Here is a 21735-nt window from a genome sequence, read left to right as displayed (position 1 = left end):
ACCGGCTGACGGCCACTGCGTCCCATGCTCAGGAACACCCTGGACATCGCATCGGGCGGTGCCCGCGAGATGTATCGCGGGCACCGCCCGAACCGATGGAGAGGCAAGGAGAGCGAAGGGACTTGTTTCATGGAAGGAAGGAGAAGGAAGCCCCTTCATGGCCTTGCCGTGGACAACGCTAGCACTCAGGCGGGGATCAGGTCGCGCAGGTTTTCGAGGGTGATGACCCGGGAGTCCGGGTGCAGCCCCTCGGGGCGTTCGAGACCGACGTAGGTCACGGGCCCGTCCGGGACCGGTTCTCCGTCCCGCCACTCCACGGCCGTGACCCGGCCGGACATCAGACCGATGAGGTACCGGACCGTCAGGTACTCACGCTCCATGACCGCGCGCACCACCTTGGACACCGACACCTGGTTCTGCTCGACCTGGTTGGCTGTCGAGATGCCCTTCAGGTACAGGTGCAGCCACGTCGCGACCCACCGGCCGTCGTCCGCACGGTGGAAGACCAGCGGCAGCGCCACCCGGCCGGTGCCGCGGAGTTCCGACTTCATCCGGACCGTACGCGCCTCGAACGGCCTGCCCTTCTGCTCGCGGTCGCGCAGCATGTAGCCGAAGAACGACTCCTCGACCTGATCGAACCCCTCGCCCGCGAAGATGTTGACCTGTGCGACGACGAACGCGGCGGTGACCCGGTCCAGGGACAGGTTGATGAACTCCGAGGCCCCGTCGGGCGCGTGGGTGATGTCACCGGAGTGCTCGCCCCCGTCGACCGAGAGGGAGGTGTAGGAGATCCAGCGGTCCGTGTCGTAGTCGGCGTTCAGGAACAGCGCCGAGAGGTCGTAGTCGGTCGGCGCCCCGGTCTCCTTCCAGTAGGTGAAGAAGCGCAGTTGTTCGCCGTCGACCGCCGAACGCGACCCGCGCGGCAGCACGCCGAGCCCGGCCGGCGTCGCCCGGCCGCTGAGCGGGAGCGCCACGTCGAGGACGTCCGGGTCGACCAGCAGCCGCTCCGGCGCGGGCACCCTGCGCCGCAGTTCGGTGTCGAGAGCGGCGATCAGACGGTCGCGGTCGGCGGCGGGGACAGGCGGCCGGACATCGGGGGCGGCCCAGCCGCGGCCCTTGCGGCTGACGAAGACCCGGGGGCCGCCGCTCGCACGCCCCCGGTTGTCGAAGTGCTCGCGGACCGACAGCACGACCCGCCCCGAGACCTCGGGAGCGACCCGCACCGCGGCGGCCACCACCGCGTCCCGCTCACCTTGGTCGGCGGCGCTGCGCAGCAGCAGGTCCAGGGCACGGAACAGCCGCCCGGGAGCCGACGCCAGCAGCCGCACCGCGCCCAGGACGTCGGACTCGCCCAGCAGCCGGTCGACGCGGCCCTCGAAGGACCGGGCCTCCTTCTCGCCCCGCGCCACGGCGAACACCTCGGCGGCGTGCGGCCAGCGCGGATACTCGTGCGGGTGCAGACGCTCACCCAGCCGCTTGAAAGGCTCACGGTGCGCGTGCACATCGGCCAGCTTGGCGGGGTGCGCCGCCACGACCGCGTCGAGTGCCGCGAGCAGCGCACGGCGGACCGGCCGTGGCAGAGACGTGAAGCGGGTCGGCTCCTGCAACGTCACATCGCCGCCCGACAGCGCGCAGGCCAGCCGCAGCACATCGACGACGGTGTCCACCAGCAGCTCCGCGCCGGCCGCGAGACGAGCCTCGTTGACCACGGCCCGGTTCTCCCGGACCGGGATCGCCTCCGGCTGGGGGCCGAGCGCGCACCGCCCGGCGAGGCGCTTGAGGTCGCGCAGATCCTCCTCGCCCAGCGGGGTCGGGCTCCCCGCCAGGGCGAGGTACAGGTCCGTGAGTTCCTCGTCCAGGGCCCGCCCGAGGTGCAGGACGGTCACCCGGTCGCCCGCCGAGGCGATCAGCTCGTCCTGGACGGCGAGCATCTCCTCGTAGGTGTGCGGGTAGCGGCCGTACGTGCGGAGGCTCAGCAGGTCCAGCACCCCGTGCGCCAGCTGCGTCAGCACGCTCTCGCGGGCGCTGCTGTCGCCGAGCGCCTCCGTCACGCACCGCATCCAGAACTCTTCGGTGTCCGGAACCCGCGCCGGGAAGTCGATGAAGTACACATTGTGCCGCGCGTGGTCGCCCACCATCTCGCGCACGGTGTCCAGCGTCCGCCGCGCGGTGTGCACGACCGCGGCCCGGGACAGCGTCGACAGCCGCTCCATCAACTCCGCCGAGAGCTTGAAGCCCACGGACGCGAGCACCGCGTCGAACTGCCGCGCCGCGACGGCGCCTTCCCCGGCGGCCCCTGCGGGGCGGGGAAGACGGTGGGTGTGCCGGATGACCAGCGATTCGAGACTGTTCGCCATCCGGGAATGGTCGCAGAGGTGTCCGAGTCGGCGCACAAGGGTTTTCGTCGCCCCGCCGAGAGCGGCCGACGGCGGCTGACGGCGGCTGACGGCGGCTGACAGCGGCCGAGAGCGGCCGATATCGGCGGACGGGCGTGGGGTCGGGCGCGGGTCGGGGGGCGGCAGAGGTGCCGCCCGCCGACCCGTGCCCCGGTGTCAGCCGTCGAGCGGCTCCCTCGGCGCCGGAGCCTCGTCCTGCGCCGGGCTCTCGCGCTGCCCCACGGACCGGGCGAGAACCGTCAGCGCGATCACCGAGGCGACACCGGCCAGCGCGAGCAGCAGGGCCCGGTCCGAGACCGCCCCGCCGAGCGCCGACAGCCGCTCCTCCAGCGCGAACTCGGCCTCCGTGTCAAGCAACGACGGCAGCGCGGACGTACCGTCGAACGCGAGGAAGACCACTCCGAGCACGACGAACAGGGCCCCGCCCAGTGCCGAGGTGCTGTGCACCGACAGCGGACCCAGCGAGAACACCCGGCCCCGCAGGATCCGCCGGTGCCCGAGGTCGAAGCGGTCCCACAGAAGGGCGAGGACGAAGGCGGGCACGGCCATGCCGAGCGCGTACACCGCCAGCAGCACCCCGCCGTGCAGCGGGTCGCCGTCGAGAGCCGCGACGGTGAGGATGCCGCCCAGGATCGGGCCCGCGCAGAACCCGGCGAGGCCGTACACCGCGCCCAGCGCGAACACCGACACGGCGGTCCCTGTACGCCGGGTCCCCGCCGATCGGGCGAGCCTGCGGGAGCCGAACCCGAATCCGGCGATCTGCGCCACGCCGAGTCCGACGAGTGTCCACCCGCCGACGGTGACCAAGACCTCGCGATGCCCGTAGAACAGCCGGCTGGCGAACGAGCCGGCCACTCCGAGCGGCACCAGGGTCGTGCACAGACCGGCGTAGAAGACCCCGGTCCGGGCGACGAGTCGGGTCCGGCCGGTGAACGAGTAGGCGAAGAACCCGGGCAGCAGCAGCGCGCTGCACGGACTCAGCAGCGCCAGCAGCCCGCCCAGGAACGCCACCGCCAGACCGACCTCGCTCATTTCGCCGTCGCCTTCGCCGCCGCCTCGATCGCCGCCACGAAGGTGTCCGTCGGCTGGGCGCCGAGGAGGGGCCGCCCGTTGACGAGGAAGGCGGGGGTACTGCTCACCCCCAGGGCGTAGCCCTCGCTCCGGTCCTTCCCGATGGCCTCGCGCGCCTTGTCGGAGTCCATGTCGGCGCGGAACCTGTCGAGGTCCGGCACGCCCGCCTCCCGGGCCATGGCGACCAGCTTGTCCGTCGTGAACTGACCGGAGTTGCGCTTGCGCGGCTCGGCGTAGACGACGTCGTGGAAGGGCCAGAAGTTCTTCTGTTGGCCCGCCGCCCACGCGGCCAGCGCCGCCCGCTCCGACTCCTCGCCGAAGAGGGGGAAGTTGCGCCACTCGATGCGCAGGACGCCCTTGTCGACGTAGGAGCGCAGCAGTTCGGGCTTGGTCTCACGGGCGAAGCGTCCGCAGTAGGGGCACTGGAAGTCCGAGTACTCGATCATCACCACCGGTGCGTCCTCGCGGCCGACGGCCAGGGTGTCGGAGGGGTCGCGCCGGGCGAGAGCCAGCAGGCTCTCGTCCACGGGGGCGGCGGCCGGGTCCTCCGTCACCGTGACCGCTTCGTTCCCCCGGGGGCCGCGGTCCGGGGAGCCGTCGAGGGTCAGCGCGAACACGGCGGTGGAGGCGGCGACCACGAGAGCGGTGCCCGCGGCGAGGATCCGTCGCCGGTGGGACCGGGAACGGGGGGACGGCCGCTCGGGGGAGTCGAGGGGCTTCTGGGTTGCGGTCATGGAATGGGAATGCCTTCCGAAAGCGCGTGGAGACGTGGGGGAGGGGAAGGGCCGGGCGGGTCAGCGGAGGGTGGTGACCCGGGAATTCGGCCCGAGCGGGGAGGCGTCGCGGTGCCGTTCCGGTCGGCGGGGCGACGGAGAGCACGGAGAGCACGGAGAGCACGGTGGGTTGTGGTGGGCGCGGAGAGCACGGTGGGCACCCGTCACTGCCGTGCGTGCCACACCCGCGGCGCCCTGCCGCCCGGCTCAGGGAGTGCCGGGAAGAGGCCATGCCGAAGGGTCCGTCGCCGGTGCGGAGAAGGGGACGAGGACGCGACGCGCGGTGGGTCTAGATCCGTAGGACGGAGGTGATGGCGAGGGGCGGGGGCGGCGCGGGACCGGCGGAGTACGGAGTGGTTCCGGCCGTCGGAAGCGCCGGACGGTCCCCCGAGCGGGCGTTGCCGGTGAGCGCCGCCGTTTGCTGAGGCACGTCCCCGCGCTGGCCGCCGGGTTCCCCGACGATCAGCTTCTTGCCGCAGGGGGCGGTGCCGTCGGAGGCCGGGGACGACTCGGCCGGGGCGGCGTGCGGCCAGGCGATCTGCCGCGTGGCCGTCGGTGCGGAGACACCCTGCGCCGAGGCCGCGGGCCGCTGCGGCGGGGTGTCGGGGGAGCCGGGCCGCGCCTCGGCGCCGCGTCCGAACAGGCACAGCAGCGTGACGGTGGCGAACAGGAAGGCGAGCACACCGCGTACGGCGACCGTGGTCCCCGCGGTGTTGGGTACTCGCTTCATCGACGCCCGCTCTTCTGCCGGTGGTAGCGCCACCATAGATCACCCGGCCCGTCGGGAGATCCAGGGGCCGGGCGACACCGGGCCTCGCCGCCGACCGGTCGCGCGGCGGCCCGCGACGACCTGTACATCAGGCTCGGCCCCGCGTACCTGCACGACACCCTCGGCACCATCGGCACCATCGACAAGAAGAAGATCAAAACAGGGAACACGCCACGTGCGGGGCGCGGGAGGACTCGCCGAGGGGGTCTGACACGGCCACCGCGAGGGGCATATCGTACGAATATCGTCTCAGTGGTGCTCCCGGACCGCCGTGCCCGGGTCGCATCCGGACCCGGCATCGTCCCCGGACCCGGTCGGCGGGCCCATCGATCGCCGGTGGCGATCAGGCGTGATCGGAAATCGGCATTGGACGGGGCGCGTACTCGTCCTGCATGCTCAGAGACATGTTCGGGCCTGAGACTGCGACGGATTTCGGCCGGTGTGCCGCCGGTGCGCTCCGCCTTGGACGCCGTGACCTTCTGACGCCGGGTCTGACGCAGTGCCGCGTCGTGGACTTCGGCAGGGTCAAGTCCACCAGCTGTCGCTGATCCCCCCGCTCCGCCGCGCCCGCTCCCGCACCGGTCCCCGGTGAACCCGGGCGCCCAGGCCGGACCGCGGGCCGACGCCCGCGCTCTCCGACACGGTCTTCCCGCCGCTCCCCACGGTCGCGCCCGGCCGGGCCCTGCCCAGGTCACCGGCCGCGCGCCTCCGGTGGGCCGTGTCGTCGTCCCTCGCTCCGCCCACCCCGGGTGGCCGGAGCGTCACCCGACATCAAGGACACGCCCATGCCCCTGGCCCCTGCACCGGCCCGCCCCGCCCCCGCGAGGGCGTCATGACTCCCGCCACGGCCACCGCGCCCACCGCAGCCGTGGGGGACCGGCTGCCCGCCTTCGACCTCGGCCGGCTCGACGAGGTGAGCGCGGCGCTCGCTGCACGGGCCGCGGACCACGACCGCACCGGCGCCTTCCCCCGTGCATCCCTCCAACTGGTCCATGAGGCGGGGCTGTTGACCGCCGGAGTGGATCCCCGGTACGGCGGTCCCGGCGGGTCGTTCACCGACATCACCCGGATCCTGCTGGCTCTGGGCCGCGGGGACCCGTCGGTCGCGCTGATCGCGGGGATGACCATCGTCCCGCACCTGCTCCAGACCCGCAGTCCCTGGCCCGAGGAGCTGTACCTGCGGGTGCTGGCGGAGTCCGCGCGGCGGCCGACGCTGCTCAACCACGCCCGGGCCGAACCGGACATGGGCTCCTCCACCAGGGGACCCCTGCCCGCGACCACCGCCCGGCGCACCGGGAACGGCTGGTCGCTCAGCGGGCGCAAACGGTATGTCACCGGCGCCGAGGGCCTCAGCTACTTCCTCGTCTGGGCGGCGACCGACGAGCCGCAACCACGCGTCGGCACCTTCATCGTCCCCGCCGCCGCACCCGGCATCGAGACCGTGCCCACCTGGAACCCGCTGGGCATGCGCGCCACCGGCAGCCACGAGGTGGTCTTCACCGACGTCGAGATACCCGCCGACCACGTCCACGAACTCGCCCCGCCCGGCGCCGGACCCGCCCCGGGCACCCTGCCCGGCAGCGTGACCCTGCTGCTGTCGTCCGCCCTCTACCTCGGAGTGGCGCGGGCCGCGCAGAGCGCCGTGCACACCTTCGCCCATGAGCGCACTCCGTCCGCGCTGGGCCGCCCCCTGGCCACCACCGGCCGCTTCGAGCGCGGCGCGGGCGAGATCGAGACCCTGCTCACCAGCGCCGAACAGCTGATCTTCGGCGTGGCCGGCCGGGTGGACCGCGGCGAACCCGTCCGCGGCCTCGACGCGCTGGCCTCGAAGGTCGTCGTCGTACGCCATGTCACCACCGCCGTCGAGACGGGGCTACGACTGCTCGGCAACCCCGGGCTGGCCCGGGAGAACCCGCTGGAGCGGCACTTCCGCGACATCCAGTCGGCCGGCGTCCACGCACCCGGCGAGGACGCCGCGCTGCCGCTCATCGGCGCCGCGGCGCTCACGGCCCAGGCACCCGATGCCTGATCCCGCCCGGCCCCCGGCCGACCCCGCTCCCGCGCCCGCGCCCGCTCCCACCCTGCGGCCGACCCCACCCCCTCCCCGTCTCACTCACCCCGGGAAAACCGCCATGCCCCCGCGCACCCGCTCCCGTCACCTCCCGCCCTCCCTGTCCCGACTCGCCCGGCCGTTCGCGGCGGCGGTGAGCGCGGCGCTCCTGCTCACCGCCTGCTCCTCCGGCGGCGACACCGGCGGCTCCGGATCGGACACCCCGGTCCAGGGCGGCACCCTCACCACCGCCGTCGACACCGAACCCGTCTCCTGGGACGTGCACGCCAGCACCCAGGACATCACCGCCGAGATCCAGCGGCAGGTGGTCGACTCCCTGGTGGCGCAGGACGCCGCCGGGAAGTTCCACCCCTGGCTGGCCACCGGGTGGAAGGTGTCGGACGACTACACGACGTACACCTTCGACCTGCGCACCGACGTGACCTTCACCGACGGCACCCGCTTCGACGCCGCCGCGGTGAAGGCCAACTTCGACCACATCGTCGCCGACCCCACCAAGTCGCTGTACGCGGTGAGCCTGCTCGGCCCCTACGCCGGTACCGAGGTCGTCGACGCGGACACCGCGAAGGTCACCTTCTCCGCGCCCTTCGCCCCCTTCCTCCAGGCCGCCGGTACGCCCTACCTGGGCTTCTACTCGCCCAAGACCCTCAAGGACGACGCCGGCAAGCTCGCGGCGGGCGGCCCCGTCAACGTGGGCAGCGGGCCGTTCCTGTTCAGCCGCTACACCAAGGGCCAGTCGGCGGTGCTGACCCGCAACCCGGACTACGACTGGGCGCCCGCCACGGCCGCCCACACCGGCCCCGCCCACCTGGACAAGCTGGAGTTCCGCTTCCTGCCCACCGCCTCCGTGCGCTCGGGCGCGCTGACCAGCGGACAGGTACAGGTGGCGAAGGCCGTACCGCCGCAGAACGTGAAGGCGGTCGAGGCGAACCCCGCACTCGACCTGATCTCCCGGCAGAACCCGGGCGGCAACTACAACCTGTGGCTCAACGGCTCACTCGCCCCCTTCGACGACCAGCGGGTGCGCGAGGCGGTCCAGCGCGGCATCGACATCGACCAGGACGTCAAGACCGTCACCTTCGGTCAGTACCCGCGCGCCTGGAGCCCGATCAGCCCCACCACCCCGTTCTACGACAAGACACTGGAAGGGACCTGGCCCCACGACCCGAAGCTGTCCGGGCGGCTGCTGGACGAGGCGGGCTGGACCGGACGGGACGCGGACGGCTACCGCACCAAGAACGGCAAGCGGCTCACCGTGCAGTGGCCCCAACTGTCGATCCAGGCCACCCGCGAGGGACGTGACGTCCTCGGACAGGCGATCCAGGCCGACCTGAAGAAGATCGGCGTCGAGGTGAAACGGCCCAGCCTGGACCTCGGTACCTACAACACCCAGGTGTACGGCGGGAAGGCGCATGTCGTCGACCTGAGCTGGCCCCGGTTCAGCCCGGACGTGCTGTGGCTGTTCCTCAACTCCGGCAGCGCGCCCGCCGAGGGCGGCATCAACGCCACCTTCGTCAAGGACGCCGACCTCGACACCTGGACCGCCGAGGGCCGGGCCACCCTGGACGAGAAGGTCCACGCCGACGTCTATCCCAAGGTGCAGCGGCGGGCCGTCGACCAGGCGCTGGTGGTGCCGCTGTACACCCAGGTCTCCCTCGTCGGCACGGCCGACACCGTCAAGGGCCTGACGTTCAGCCCGAGCAACTGGCTCACGTACTACGACACCTGGCTGGACACCAAGTGACGCGGGCCGCCGGGATCGCCCGGGCGGTGCTCGCCCGGCTCGGCTCGGCGGTCGCCGTCATGGCGGGCGCCGCGACCCTGGCCTTCCTGGCCCTGCGGCTCGTCCCCGGGGACCCGGTGTCCGTCCTGCTCGGCCCCTCCAACGCGGGCTCCCCGGCGGTACGGGCGCAGATCCGGCGGGAGTACGGCTTCGATCTGCCCGTCGCCGAGCAGTACGCGCGCTATCTGGGCCGGCTGGTCCGCGGCGACCTCGGGGAGTCGTACCAGCTCCAGCGGCCGGTGTGGGCGCTGATCGGGGACCAGCTGATGCCGACCGTGCAACTGGCGCTGGCCGCGCTGGTGCTGGCCGTCGTCCTCGCGGTGCTCTCCGCGCTGGCGACGGCCGGACGGCGGCCCGCGCTGCGGGCGGTGGCCTCGGTGGCGGAGCTGATCGCCGCCTCCACCCCGGCCTACTGGGTCGGCATCGTGCTGCTGACCGTCTTCTCCTTCCGGCTTCCCGTGTTCCCGGTGGCCGGGGCCGACGGACTCGCCGCGCTGGTGCTGCCCGCCGTGACCCTGGCCCTTCCGCTGACCGGGGTGATGGCCCAGGTGCTCCGGGAGGGACTGGAGGCGGCGCTGGGCCAGCCGTTCGTGCTCACCGCCCGCTCCCGGGGCGCCGGCCAGTGGGCGGTACGGGCACGGCACGCGCTGCGGCACGCGGCCGTACCGCTGCTCACCCTCACGGGCTGGCTGACCGGATCGCTGATCGGCGGGGCGGTGCTGGTGGAGACGGTGTTCGGGCGGCCCGGCATCGGCTCGCTGGTGCTCCAGGCGGTGACCGCCAAGGACATGCCGGTGGTGATCGGCGTGGTGCTGCTGTCGGCCCTCGTCTTCGTCGTGATCTCCACCGTCGTGGACCTGCTGTACCCCGTCATCGACCCACGGCTCAGGAGCGCCTGAACATGGTCAGTACCGCCGGCACTCTCCTCCCCGGCCCCGAACCCGAACCCGGCCCCGAACCCGGCCCCGAATCCGGCCCCGAATCCGGCCCGGCGCCCGCCGCGTCCGCCGTCCCCGCCGCGTCCGCCCCGGCGCGGCGCCGCCGGGGCGGGCCGCCGGTGACGGTCCTCGTCGCGGGCGGGCTGCTGCTCCTCGTGGTGCTGGTGGCGCTGGCGCCGGGCCTGTTCACCAGCGGCTCGCCGACCGCGACCGACCCGCCGTCCGCGCTGCGCGGCCCCGGCGCCGGACACTGGCTCGGCACCGACCAGTTGGGCCGCGACCTGTACACCCGGATCCTGTACGGGGCCCGCCCCTCGCTGCTGCTGGGCTTCGGCTCCACCGTGATCTCGGTCGTCCTGGGCGCGGCGTTCGGGCTGACCGCGGCGCTCGGCGGGCGGATCGCCGACCGGGCGCTGATGCGGCTGGCCGATGTGCTGCTGGCCCTGCCCGCACTGCTGCTGGCCCTGCTGATCGTCGCCGTGCTCGGCGCGGGCACGGCGAACGTGATGGCCGCGATCGGGATCGCGTTCGTCCCCGGGTACGCCCGTCTCGTACGGGCGGAGGCCATGGTGGTGCGGCGTTCCGGATATGTGGAGTCGGCGGTGGCGCTCGGGCTGCGACGGCGCACGATCGTCCTGCGGCATGTGCTGCCCAACGCGCTCGCGCCGCTGCTGACCCTGGCCGCCGTCGGGTTCGGTACGGCGCTGATCTCGGCGTCCGGGCTGAGCTTCCTCGGACTGGGTCCGCCGGCGCCCTCGCCCGAGTGGGGGGCGCTGCTGTCCGCCGGACGTGACTTCCTCCAGACCGCGTGGTGGATCGGGGTGTTCCCCGGGGCGGCCGTCACGGTGACCGTCATCGCCGTGAACGTCGTCGGCCGCCATGTCCAGCAGCGCTTCACCCGGAGGTCCGCGCGATGAGTGTCACCGAAGCGCCGTTGCTGAGCGTGGAGGGCCTGGACGTGACCTTCGGGCGCGTCGAGCCGGTCCGCGCGGTGCGGGACGTGTCGTTCACCCTGCGCCGGGGCGAATGCCTCGCCGTCGTCGGCGAGTCCGGGTCGGGCAAGAGCGTCACGGCCCGCACCCTGCTCGGGCTGACCGGGGCACGGGCCGGGGTACGGGCGCGGCGCCTGGAGTTCGACGGGGTCGATCTCACCGCCCTGTCCGAGCGCGAGTGGCGGACGGTACGGGGCCGTCGGATCGGCCTGGTGCTCCAGGACGCGCTGGTCTCGCTCGACCCGCTGCGCACCGTCGGCGCCGAGATCCGCGAGACGCTGGGCACCCACGGGCTGGCGCGTGGCGCCGAGGCGCGGGAGCGGACGCTGGCCCTGCTGTCCGACGCCGGGATCCCCGACCCGCGGCGCCGGGCCGCCGAGCACCCGCATCAACTGTCGGGCGGGCTCAGGCAGCGGGCGCTCATCGCGTCCGCGCTGTCCGGCACCCCGGAACTGCTGGTCGCCGACGAGCCGACGACAGCCCTGGACGTCACCGTGCAGGCCCAGATCCTGGACCTGCTGGCGCGGCTGGTCCGCGAGGACACCGCCCTGCTGCTCATCAGCCACGACCTGGCCGTGGTGGCGCGGCTCGCCGACCGGGTCGCGGTGATGTACGGCGGCCGGATCGTGGAACAGGGGCCCGCCCAGGACGTCCTCAAGGATCCCCGCCACCCCTACACCAGGGCCCTGCTCGCCGCCGTGCCCACCTTCGCCTCCAAGGGCACCCGCCTCTCCGCCCCCGCCCCGGAGGGCCGGGCAGCCGCCGGCCCCGACGGCTGCCCGTACGCCGCCCGCTGCCCCGCGGCCGACACCCGCTGCCGCACCGAACTGCCCGCACCACCGACGGCCCCGGAAGGCCACCAGACCCTGTGCTGGCACCCGGACACGGCGCTCGCCCCCGCGCCCCCGCGCGCCGCGGACCCGGTGTTCGCCGGACTGCCCTCACCGCTCCGGAAGGCGCCGCCCGCGGACCTGTCCGCCCCGGTCCGGGAGGGTGGGCCGCTGCTGGAGGTGCGGGAGGTGTCCAAGCGGTTCCGCTCCGGCGGGACCCTCCACACGGCCGTGGAGGACGTGTCGTTCCGGATCGGGGCGGGGGAGACCCTCGGACTGGTCGGGGAGTCGGGGTCGGGGAAGACGACCACGGCCCGCATGGTGCTCGGGCTGGAGGAGCCCGACGCGGGCTCCGTACGCTTCGAGGGCGGGCCGTGGAGCGGGCTGCGGGAGCGGCAGCGCCGGGAGCGCCGCCCCCGGCTCCAGGTCGTGCACCAGGATCCGCTCGGGTCGTTCGACCCCCGGCACGACGTACGGCGGATCCTCACGGAGGCCGTGGCACGCGCCGGGGTGGCACGGGGACGGCCCCGCTCGGCGCGGGTCGCCGAACTCCTCGGCCAGGTCGGGCTGCCCGCCCGGCTCGGGGCGCGGCGCCCGCTGGAACTGTCCGGCGGGCAGCGCCAGCGGGTGGCGATCGCCCGGGCGCTGGCCACCCGGCCCCGGCTCCTCGTGTGCGACGAGCCGGTCTCGGCGCTGGACGTCTCCATCCAGGCCCAGGTGCTGGACCTGCTGGCGCAGTTGCGGCGCGAGCTGGATCTGGCGCTGCTGTTCATCTCCCACGACCTCGGTGTCGTCCACCATGTCAGCGACCGGGTCGTGGTGATGAAGGACGGGCGGCTGGTGGAGTCCGGGCCGGTCGGACAGGTCTTCACGAACCCCTCGCATCCGTACACCCGGGAGCTCCTGATCTCGCTGCCCCGGCCCGAACGGACCCCGGAAGGACAAGAATCGCGGGCATGACGACGTATCTCGACACCGACCGCTGGATCCGGCGCTTCGGACCCGCCCCCGAAGCGACCGGCCCCCTCCTGACGTCCGGCCGCGGAACGACCGCCCGCGGAACGACCACCCACGACGCGACCGCCCACAACGCGACCGCCCACAACGCGACCACCCACGACGCGACCGCCCCCGACGCGACACGCGACGCGACCGGCCGTCCCGGGGCGACCGCGCCGCCCGTCCGCCTCGTCTGCTTCCCGCACGCCGGCGGCTCCGCCGGGTTCTACCGCCCCCTGGCCCCGCTCCTGCGCCCGCGGGTGGAGGTGCTGGCCGTGCAGTACCCGGGACGGCTGGAGCGCCGGGACGAGCCGCAGTTCACCGAGATCGAACCGCTCGCCGACGCGATCGCCGACGTGCTGGAGCCCTCCTGGACCCGCGCCCCGGCCGCGTTCCTCGGACACAGCATGGGCGCGGTGGTGGCCTACGAGACCGCCAGGCGGCTGACCGCCACCACCGGCACGGGCCCCCTCGCGCTCTTCGCGTCGGGGCGCCGGGCGCCCTCCACCGAACGGGAGGGCGAAGCGCTCCACCTGGCCGACGACCAGGAGCTGACCGCCGAGATCGTGCGGCAGGGCGGCACCCCGCCGGAACTGCTCGCCGATCCCGAGATCCTCGCCATGGTGCTGCCGACCCTGCGCGGCGACTACCGGGCCGTCGAACGCTACCGCCACCGCCCCGGACCGCGGATCACGGCCCCCGTCACCGTCCTGTTCGGCACCGAGGACACGAAGGTGACGCCCCGGGAGGCGCACGCCTGGGAGCGGCACACCGACGGCCCGACAGAAGTGCTGCCGCTGCCCGGCGGCCACTTCTTCCTCACCGGCCAGATGGAGCGGATCGCCGGGGTGATCCGCTCCCGTCTGCCACAAGGCGACCCCGGCCCCGACCGGCCGGAGAACGGCTGAGGGTCCGGCCCGTCGCCCAGTGCCTAGCCCGACGCGGAGGTCAGCGCCGACCCCCGCACCATGTACGACGCCATCGCGCGATGTCGGACGGGGAGTCTGCTGTGGTCTTGGTGGAACGCGAGAGCCAGGTGAGGCGACTGCGAGAGCTGCTGGCCGGCTGTCTCGCGGGCAGCGGCGGCGTGGCCGTGCTGAGCGGGCCGGTCGCCGTCGGGAAGACGGAACTCCTCCATGTGCTGGGCGAACACGCGGCGGCGGCCGGGGCCCTCGTCCTGCACGCCACGGCCCGCTGTTCCGAACGGGACGTCGAACTCGGTGTGATGGGGCAGATCTTCCGGCACCGGCAGTTCACCGCCGCCGAGCAGGAACGGGCGCTGCGCCCCGACGAGCCCGGCACGGCCCTCGCGGCCTGCGACGCCGACCTGCTCACTCACCGGCCGACGCCCGCACGGGTCAGCCAGGTGCACTGGCAGTTGCTGTGGCGGCTGTCGGAGCGGATGCCCGTGACGGTGATCGTGGACGATGTCCACTTCGCCGACACCGCCTCCCTGGACACCCTCACCTACGTGGGGCGGCTGCTGCGCTCCACGCGGGTCCTGCTCGTGGTGGCCGAGCGGGACACCGCGTACGGGGCGAGCACCACGGAACTGTCCTGGCGGACCTCGCTGGTGCGGCAGCGGCACGTCACCCGGCTCCGGGTCCGGCCGCTGTCCCCCGAGGGGACCGGGGAACTGGTCGGGGAACTCGTCGGCCCGGGAGCGGACACCGCGTCCTGGCACCGGCTCAGCGGCGGCAACCCGCTGCTGCTGAGGGCGCTCGCCGAGGACCACCACGACCGGGCGGCCGGGCGCCCGTCGCCGGGACGGCCCGGCCCCGTCGAGCCGTTCGCGGGCGAGGAGTACGGGCGCGCGGCGGACGCCTGTGTCCGACGGGCCGGGGAGCGCTACCGGGACACCGCCCGCGCCCTGGCCGTGCTGGACGCCTCGGGATCGTCCGCCCGGCTCGCCGAACTGACCGGCCGGTCACGGCTCCTGGTCCACGAGACCCTGGCGGCGATGGACGGCTTCGGCGTCCTGGACGCGGGCCGGTTCCGCCACCCCGCCGCCCGGGCCGCCGTACTGGCCGGGATGCCCGCCCCCGAACGGGCCCTCCTGCACCGCGACGCGGCCCGGCTGCTGCACACCTCGGGAGAACCGGCCCCGACCGTCGCCGTCCACCTGGTGGCGGCCCGCCACAGCGCGGAGCCCTGGGCCTACCAGGTGGCGCTGGAGGCCGCGCAGGAGGCCCTGCGCCGGGACGACACCTCCTTCGCGGAAGGCTGCCTGGACGTGGCCGAGGCCGCCGCGTCCGACGAGGACCGACGGGTGGCGGTGACCGTGCTGCGCAGCCTGGTCGACTTCCGCACCGACCCCGACACCGCCTGCCGACGGCTGCGCCCGCTGATCGCCGCGCTGCGCGAGGGCCGGCTGTCGGGCTGCCAGATCGTGACCCTGCTGGGCCGGCTGCTGTGGACCGGCGGCAGCGACGAGATCGCCCTCGCGCTACGCCGCCTGGAGCGCTCCGCGGACGGGCTCGACGCCCGGCAGAGCGCCGAGTACCAGGCCGTACGACAGGGACTGTCCGCCTCGCACCCGGCCCTGCTGCCCCGGCCCACCACCCGGCCCCGGCCGTCCCGCCGGCCACCGGCGCGCGGCACGGACGGAGCGGCGCCACGCATGTCCGGCGTACTGAACCGGCTGCTGCGCTCCGGACCCGGCCCGGACACCGTGCGCAGCGCGGAACTGGCCCTTCAGACCACCCTCTTGGACGACGGCACCTTCGACACCGTCCACCAGGCGCTGTCGGTACTGGTCTACGCCGACCGGTCCGACCTCGCGGCGCCCTGGTGCGACCGGCTGCTGCGGGAGGCCGTCCGGCGTGATGTGCCCACCTGGCAGGCGCTGTTCACGGCGCTGCGGGCCGAGGCGGCGATGCGCCAGGGCGACGTACGGCTCGCGGAGCGCTGCGCGCGGCAGGTGCTGGGGCTGCTGTCGGTGCGCGGCTGGGGCGCCCTCATCGGGTCGCCGCTGGCGACGCTGGAGCTGGCCGCCGCCGCCACCGGCCGCGCGGAGACCGGCGGGCCCCCCGTGGCGTCCCTCCCCGAGCAACTCTTCCAGACCCGGTACGGGGTGCAGTATCTGCACGCCCGGGGACGGTGGCGGCTGTCGGTGAACCTGCTCCAGGGGGCGCTGGACGATCTGCTGCGGTGCGGGCGGCTGATGCGGGAGTGGGACATCGACCTCCCGTCGTTCGTGCCGTGGCGCGGCGACGCGGTGACGGCGCTGCTGGGGCTCGGCCGGACCGAGGAGGCCAGGCGGCTGGCCGTCGAGCAGCTCGCGCTGGTGCCGCCGACCCAGCCCCGCACCCGGGGCCTGGCCCTGCACACGGCCGCGTCCGTGGCCGACTCCCGGCGCCGCGCGACCCTGCTGAGGGAGTCCGCCGACCTGCTGGAGACCGCCGGTGACCGACTGGAACTGGCCCGGGTCCTGGCCGACCTGAGCGAGGTGCACACCCGGGCGGGCCAGCACGGCAGGGCCCGCATGGTCGCCCGCCAGGCCCTCGACATCGCCGACGCGCAGGGCCTGGCCCCGCTGTCCCGCCGGCTCACCGCCGACGCCCCGCCCCCCGCCCGCCCGGAGCGCGGCACCGGCGGCCGGGGCGGGGCACTCAGCAGCTCCGAGGCCCAGGTGGCGTCGCTCGCGGTCGCCGGTCTGTCGAACCGGGAGATCGCCGAGAAACTGTTCATCACGGTCAGCACGGTGGAACAGCACCTGACGCACACCTACCGCAAGCTGGGGGTGAAGGGCCGCGCGGACCTGCCCCCGACCCTCCTGGGCCCGGAGTCGGAACGGGTCGGGGGAGGACGGCCGTAGCGGACACCGGGACGTGGCCACCGGGACGTGGCCACCGGGACGGGGAGGCCGGGGAGGGGAGGCCGGGGAGGGGCGGGGCTCAGAGCGGGTCCGGCACCGCCCGTACCGGCAGGCCCAGCAACCCCCGCAGGGTGTCGGCCTCGTAGGCGGTGCGGAAGGCGCCGCGTCGCTGGAGTTCGGGCACCAGCAGGCGGGTGACGGCGCTCAGGTCGTGGGGCAGGGCGGCGGGGCGGAGCCGGAACCCGGAGATGCCGGACCGCTGCCAGGCCAGGAGCAGGTCGGCGAGATCGGCGGGGGTGCCCACGAACACCTCGGCGTCGGAGGTGTACGCGCTGCCGTGGGCCTCGTCCAGACGCGCCTTGCGTGCGGCGGCGCGGCCCGGGGCGGAGTCGAGGAAGACCACGAGGTCCGCGAAGACGTGCACGGTCTGCTCGGCCCGCCCGGCGGCACTCTGCGCGGCCCGGATCTCCTCGACCGTCGCCCGTGCCTCCTCGGCGCTGTGCGGGGTCACGGACACCACGTCCGCGGAGCGGGCCCCGTACCGGTACGGCAGGCTGATGTGGGCCAGGGTGAAGACCACCGGGTGACCCTGCGGGGCGGGCGGCGCCAGCGCGGGGGCGTCCACGGTGAGCCAGTCCCCGGCCCTCCCGCCGGGCGGCTCGATCGCGGTGAAGCTGCCGTGCGGATCCGGGTCGGCCGGGGCGAACCGGCCGGGCGCCAGGGCCCGTAGCTCCTTCTCGTCGGTCACGCCGTCCCACAGGGCGCGCACCACCCGCACCAGATCGGCGGCCCGCTCGAAGAGTTCCGCCATCGGCCGCTGCACCTCCGGGGTGAACAGGTCGGCGAGCACGATCGGCCGGGCCGGGGTGACCTGGGTGCGCCAGCCGGCCCTGCCCCCGGTGAGCCGGTCCAGGGTGGCGACGGCCCGCGCGAGGTGGGTCGGCTGGGCGTGGTCGACGACGCCGGTCGGCACGAGCCCGATGCGCTCGGTGCGGGCGGCGAGGGCGGCGGCCACCAGCAGCGCGTCCAGCCGGTGCCCGACCAGGGGGCCGGTGGGGCGCTTCGGCGGGTCCTCCAGGGTCACGAAGTCCAGCAGCCCGCGCTCGGCCTCCTGGACGAGACGGGTCCAGTGGGCGAGTCCGTGGGGGTCGCCGTCGACGCCGGAGGCGGGGTGCCAGCCGACGGTGTCCAGGGCGACGGCGAGATGCAGCGGGCGCGGTGGGGTCATGACGGGGTGTTCTCCTCCGGTGTGCGGGGTCGGTCGGTGAGCCGGTCGGTGGACTGGTCGATGGGCCGCTCGATGGCGCTGAGCCACCGCGCCACGGCCTCCGCCGTGGTCGGCGAGTGTTCCTCCAGGACGGAGAAGTGGTCGCCGGGGATGTCCGCCGTGGTGTGCGGCAGCCGCCAGAAGGCGCGGGTGTCCCCGCCGGGTCCGGGGTCGGGGGTGCCGGGCAGCGGGTCCGTGGCCCGCAGCAGCAGGGTCGCGGTGGCGACCGGGCGCGGCTGCCAGGGGCCGAAGGCACGCAGGTAACCGCCCATCGTGGTCAGCCCGTTGTCGTCGAGGCCCAGCCCGAACCCGTCGAAGCGAGCGACCATGCCGTTGATCATCGCGGGCATCCACCACTCCATGCCCGGCAGGGACGCCGTGTCCATGGGGTAGGTGTCGACCATCGCCAGCCCCGTCGGCGGTGTCCCCCGGCGTTCCAGCTCGGCGGTCACGGCGTGGGCGACACAGCCGCCGAGGGAGCGGCCGAGCAGGGCGAACGGCCGCTCCCCGACCAGCCGTTGCACCGCGTCCGCCTGCAACGCGACGAAGGTGTCGGCCGTGTCCGGCAGCGCGCTGTCCGGGGCGTACCCGGGCGCCGGTACGGCGAGGACGTCCCGCCGGCCGTCGAGGGCCTGCCCGAGCCGGGCGTACTCGTGCGGCCCCGACAGCGCGGTGAGCGCCGGGAAGCAGACCAGAGCCGTCGGGGCGTCCCCCCGGGCCAGGACGACCGGGGGGACGGCGTGCACCGCGCCGCCGGCCGCGGTGAAGGTCGCCCGCAGCCGTGCGGCGGCCACGACGACCTCCGTGGCGGCCGGGATCTCCCCGGCCCGGCACAGCCGCAGATACAGCTCCGTCAGCGGCCCCTCGGCCGCCCCGGGCGGCGGATCGTCCCCCGGTCGCCCCCGCAGCAGTTCGCCCAGGTGGGCGGCGAGTTCCACCGGGGTCGGGAAGCGGATGGTGAGCGCCCCGCCGAGCGGCAGCCCGGTCGTGGCGGCGAGCCGGGCGCGCAGTTCCACGGCCGACAGCGAGTCCAGCCCGGCCTCCACGAACGGCCGCCGCGCCTCGACCCCGTCGGCCGTCGGATACCCGAGCACACCCGCCGCGTGCGTCCGTACGAGGTCCAGCAGAGCCGCGTCACGGGCGGCCGGGGCGAGCCGGGCGAGCCGGGCGGCCCGGTCGGGGCCGGGGTCGGGGTCGGCGACCACGGGGCCGGGCCCCGACCACGACTCGGCCGAGGCACGGGTCACGGTGGCGTCGAGCCAGTGACGGCGCCGCTGGAAGGCGTACGTCGGGAGAGCGACCGGGCGCGGGGCGAGCCCCTCGAAGGTGGCCGGCCAGTCCACCGGCAGCCCGTCCGCGTGCAGCCGGCCCAGCGCCGTGAGCAGCGTCGCCGCCTCGGGACGGCCCGCGCGCAGCAGCGGAGCGAGCAGGGCAGGGGCCTCGCCGGCCGGTACGGAGTCGGCCGGCGCGTCGCCGACCAGGGCGGTGAGGACCGCGTCGGGGCCCACCTCCACGAACCGGGTCACCCCGAGAGCACGCAACGCTCCCACGACGTCCAGGAACCGGACGGGGCTGCGCGCGTGCCGCGCCCAGTGGTCGGCCAAGAGCGGCTCGTCCTCGCCCACGAGGGCGCCGGTCAGGTCGGAGACCAGGGGGAGGGCTGGCGTCCGGTACGGGATCTCCTTGGCCGCGCGGTGGAAGTCGTCCAGCATGCCGTCCATGCGCGGTGAGTGGAAGGCGTGGCTCACCCGGAGCCGGGAGGTCTTGCGGCCCCGGGCCCGGAAGCGGTCCGCGACGGCGAGGACGGGCTCCTCGTCGCCGGACAGGACCAGCGAGCGGGGGCCGTTGACGGCGGCGACGGCGACCGAGTCGACCAGCCCCGCCAGTGCGGCGACCGCCTCCTCCTCGGTCGCCTCCACGGCCACCATCGCCCCGCCCTCCGGCAGCGCCTGCATCAGCCGTCCGCGCTCGGTCACCAGCCGCGCGGCGCCGTCCAGTTCGAGGACCCCGGCCGCGTGGGCGGCGGCCAGCGCGCCGATCGAGTGCCCGGCGACCACGTCGGGCCGCACCCCCCAGCTCTCCAGGAGCCGCAGCAGAGCGACCTCCACGGCGAACAGGGCGGGCTGGGCGTACTCCGTGCGCCGGAGCAGCTCCCCGGGCCCGTCGGACAGGACCGCCTCCCGCACCGAAGGGGTCCCCTGTGACGCGCGATGCCGGTCGAGCGCGGCGGCCACCTCGTCGAAGGCCCGGGCGTAGGCCGGGAACCGCTCGTACAACTCCCGTCCCATACCCGCGCGTTGGCTGCCCTGTCCGGTGAACAGGAAGGCCGTACGGCCGCCGGACGCACCGCTCGACACGGGACTCTCGCCCAGCGCGCGCAGCGCGCCCCGAGCCTCTTCCCGGTCGGCCGCGACGACCACCGCCCGATACCGGTGGGTGGCGCGCCGGGCCGCCAGCGACCAGGCCACGTCCTCGGCCGCCAGGTCCGGCCGGTCCCGCAGCAGTCCGGCGAGCCTGGCCGCCTGCTCGCGGAGGGCGCCGGGGGAGCGGGCGGACACGGGCCAGGCGAGCGTGACGGGCCCGGGCGTCCCGGCGCGGGGTGCCGCTTCCCTCGGGGCGCCGTCCCGCGGCGCCTCCTCCAGGATCACGTGGGCGTTGGTGCCGCTCACCCCGAACGCGGAGACCCCGGACCGGCGGGGACGGTCGGCGTCCGGCCAGGGACGCGGCTCGGTGAGCAGACGCACCCCGCCGTCGGCCCAGTCGACATGCGGGGTGGGCGCGTCCACGTGCAGGGACGCGGGCAGGGTGCCGTGACGCAGGGCCTGGACGGTCTTGATCACGCCCGCCGCGCCGGCCGCCGCCGCCGTGTGGCCGATGTTGGACTTGAGGGAGCCCAGCCACAGCGGACGCCCGGCGGGGCGCCCCTCGCCGTAGACGGCCTGGAGCGCCTGGATCTCGATGGGATCGCCGAGGGTGGTGCCGGTGCCGTGTCCCTCCACCGCGTCGATGTCCCGGGGGGACAGGCCCGCGTCGGCGAGCGCGCGGCGCACCACCCGCTGCTGCGCGGGCCCGTTGGGGGCGGTGAGGCCGTTGGAGGCGCCGTCCTGGTTGACCGCGGTGCCGCGCACCACGGCGAGCACGGGGTGGCCGAGGCGCCGGGCGTCCGAGAGCCGTTCGACCAGCAGCAGCCCCACGCCCTCCGCCCAGCCGGTGCCGTCGGCCGAGGCGGCGAAGGCGCGGCACCGGCCGTCCGGCGACAGCCCGCGCTGCCGGGAGAAGGCCACGAACCCGGCGGGGGTCGACATCACCGTCGCCCCGCCCGCGAGGGCGAGATCGCACTCGCCGCCGCGCAGCGCCCGTACCGCCAGGTGCAGTGCCACCAGGGACGACGAGCAGGCCGTGTCGACGGTCACCGCGGGGCCCTCGAAGCCGTACGTGTACGACAGCCGCCCCGACGCCACACTGGCGAGGTTGCCGATGCCGAGGTGGCCCTCCAGGTCGGCGGGGATCGAGTCGAGGCGCGACTGGTAGTCCTGCCCGGCCAGTCCGACGTAGACGCCGGTGCCGCTGCCGCGCAGGGTGGTGGGGTCGATCCCGGCGTGTTCGAAGGTCTCCCAGGAGGTCTCCAGGAGCAGCCGTTGCTGCGGGTCCATGGCGAGCGCCTCGCGCGGGGAGATCCCGAAGAACTCCGCGTCGAAGTCGGCCGCTTCGTACAGGAATCCGCCGTGCCGGGCGTAGCTGGTGCCGGGCCGGTCGGGGTCGGCGTCGTAGAGGGCGTCGAGATCCCAGCCCCGGTCGTCGGGCCAGGGGCCGATGGCGTCGCCGCCCGCCGCGACCAGGTCCCACAGGCCGTCCGGCGAGGCGATCCCGCCGGGCAGCCGGCAGCCCATGGCGACGACGGCGATCGGCTCCCGGCGTGCCGACTCCACCTGCTCCAGGCGGCGCCGCGCCTCCCGGCTCTCGCCGAGCGCGCGCTTGAGATAGCGCCGCAGCTTCTCCTCATCGGCCACGGTCGGCCCCTTCCACCCG

13 protein-coding genes are annotated in these 21735 nt (G+C 74.8%); 7 read left to right on the top strand and 6 right to left on the bottom strand.

Annotated features, from left to right (window positions below; genetic code table 11):
• Positions 1–185: 185 nt before the first annotated feature.
• The 4 genes from ACIQNG_RS21965 to ACIQNG_RS21950 form a co-directional block, all read right to left on the bottom strand.
• A complete protein-coding gene (locus ACIQNG_RS21965) occupies positions 186–2357 on the bottom strand; it encodes a TerD family protein (protein WP_401487101.1) in 2172 nt (723 codons plus the stop codon).
• Positions 2358–2552: 195 nt separating this feature from the next.
• On the bottom strand, positions 2553–3428 hold the full coding sequence (locus ACIQNG_RS21960) for a cytochrome c biogenesis CcdA family protein (RefSeq protein WP_401487099.1): 876 nt from the start codon (positions 3426–3428) through the stop codon (positions 2553–2555).
• Positions 3425–4201: a DsbA family protein gene (locus ACIQNG_RS21955; RefSeq protein ID WP_401487097.1), complete on the bottom strand. Its 777-nt coding sequence runs from the start codon at positions 4199–4201 to the stop codon at positions 3425–3427. Before ACIQNG_RS21955 ends, ACIQNG_RS21960 begins: the two co-directional genes overlap by 4 nt.
• 328 nt (positions 4202–4529) lie before the next feature.
• A complete protein-coding gene (locus tag ACIQNG_RS21950; protein ID WP_401487095.1) occupies positions 4530–4970 on the bottom strand; it encodes a hypothetical protein in 441 nt (146 codons plus the stop codon).
• Between the two features lie 871 nt (positions 4971–5841).
• Here ACIQNG_RS21950 and ACIQNG_RS21945 point away from each other — a divergent pair.
• The 7 genes from ACIQNG_RS21945 (at position 5842) to ACIQNG_RS21915 (ending at position 16439) form a co-directional block, all read left to right on the top strand.
• Positions 5842–7038 carry an acyl-CoA dehydrogenase family protein gene (locus tag ACIQNG_RS21945; protein WP_401487093.1) on the top strand — a complete coding sequence of 399 codons (1197 nt, stop codon included), beginning with the start codon at positions 5842–5844 and terminating at the stop codon, positions 7036–7038.
• Positions 7039–7141: 103 nt separating this feature from the next.
• Positions 7142–8824, top strand: coding sequence for an ABC transporter substrate-binding protein (locus ACIQNG_RS21940; RefSeq protein ID WP_401487091.1), 1683 nt, complete (start codon positions 7142–7144; stop codon positions 8822–8824).
• On the top strand, positions 8821–9762 hold the full coding sequence (locus ACIQNG_RS21935) for an ABC transporter permease (protein ID WP_401487089.1): 942 nt from the start codon (positions 8821–8823) through the stop codon (positions 9760–9762). Before ACIQNG_RS21940 ends, ACIQNG_RS21935 begins: the two co-directional genes overlap by 4 nt.
• Positions 9763–9764: 2 nt before the next feature.
• Positions 9765–10718 (top strand): ABC transporter permease, encoded by a 954-nt coding sequence (locus ACIQNG_RS21930; protein WP_401487087.1) that lies wholly within the window; start codon positions 9765–9767, stop codon positions 10716–10718.
• Entirely contained in the window at positions 10715–12583 is a 1869-nt protein-coding gene (locus ACIQNG_RS21925; RefSeq protein ID WP_401487085.1) for a dipeptide ABC transporter ATP-binding protein, read from the top strand. The genes ACIQNG_RS21930 and ACIQNG_RS21925 overlap by 4 nt, the downstream gene beginning before the upstream one ends.
• A complete protein-coding gene (locus tag ACIQNG_RS21920) occupies positions 12580–13530 on the top strand; it encodes a thioesterase II family protein (RefSeq protein WP_401487083.1) in 951 nt (316 codons plus the stop codon). The genes ACIQNG_RS21925 and ACIQNG_RS21920 overlap by 4 nt, the downstream gene beginning before the upstream one ends.
• A 101-nt stretch (positions 13531–13631) precedes the next feature.
• Positions 13632–16439, top strand: a complete 2808-nt coding sequence (locus ACIQNG_RS21915; RefSeq protein ID WP_401487081.1) for an AAA family ATPase — start codon at positions 13632–13634, stop codon at positions 16437–16439.
• 79 nt (positions 16440–16518) lie between these two features.
• Here ACIQNG_RS21915 and ACIQNG_RS21910 read toward each other — a convergent pair whose 3' ends face one another.
• Positions 16519–17667 (bottom strand): LLM class flavin-dependent oxidoreductase, encoded by a 1149-nt coding sequence (locus ACIQNG_RS21910; RefSeq protein WP_401487079.1) that lies wholly within the window; start codon positions 17665–17667, stop codon positions 16519–16521.
• Positions 17664–21716: a type I polyketide synthase gene (locus tag ACIQNG_RS21905; RefSeq protein ID WP_401487077.1), complete on the bottom strand. Its 4053-nt coding sequence runs from the start codon at positions 21714–21716 to the stop codon at positions 17664–17666. Before ACIQNG_RS21905 ends, ACIQNG_RS21910 begins: the two co-directional genes overlap by 4 nt.
• Positions 21717–21735 lie beyond the last annotated feature (19 nt).

Source organism: Streptomyces sp. NPDC091377, from assembly GCF_044757045.1.
Lineage (GTDB): Bacteria > Actinomycetota > Actinomycetes > Streptomycetales > Streptomycetaceae > Streptomyces.
This window is presented reverse-complemented; position numbering and strand designations above follow the sequence as displayed.

What these genes read in the sequence shown, in the direction of transcription:
- ACIQNG_RS21965 (WP_401487101.1), bottom strand. Translation starts at nt 2,357, where the DNA reads ATGGCGAACAGTCTCGAATCGCTGGTCATCCGGCACACCCACCGTCTT.
- ACIQNG_RS21960 (WP_401487099.1), bottom strand. Translation starts at nt 3,428, where the DNA reads ATGAGCGAGGTCGGTCTGGCGGTGGCGTTCCTGGGCGGGCTGCTGGCG.
- ACIQNG_RS21955 (WP_401487097.1), bottom strand. Translation starts at nt 4,201, where the DNA reads ATGACCGCAACCCAGAAGCCCCTCGACTCCCCCGAGCGGCCGTCCCCC.
- ACIQNG_RS21950 (WP_401487095.1), bottom strand. Translation starts at nt 4,970, where the DNA reads ATGAAGCGAGTACCCAACACCGCGGGGACCACGGTCGCCGTACGCGGT.
- ACIQNG_RS21945 (WP_401487093.1), top strand. Translation starts at nt 5,842, where the DNA reads ATGACTCCCGCCACGGCCACCGCGCCCACCGCAGCCGTGGGGGACCGG.
- ACIQNG_RS21940 (WP_401487091.1), top strand. Translation starts at nt 7,142, where the DNA reads ATGCCCCCGCGCACCCGCTCCCGTCACCTCCCGCCCTCCCTGTCCCGA.
- ACIQNG_RS21930 (WP_401487087.1), top strand. Translation starts at nt 9,765, where the DNA reads ATGGTCAGTACCGCCGGCACTCTCCTCCCCGGCCCCGAACCCGAACCC.
- ACIQNG_RS21925 (WP_401487085.1), top strand. Translation starts at nt 10,715, where the DNA reads ATGAGTGTCACCGAAGCGCCGTTGCTGAGCGTGGAGGGCCTGGACGTG.
- ACIQNG_RS21920 (WP_401487083.1), top strand. Translation starts at nt 12,580, where the DNA reads ATGACGACGTATCTCGACACCGACCGCTGGATCCGGCGCTTCGGACCC.
- ACIQNG_RS21910 (WP_401487079.1), bottom strand. Translation starts at nt 17,667, where the DNA reads ATGACCCCACCGCGCCCGCTGCATCTCGCCGTCGCCCTGGACACCGTC.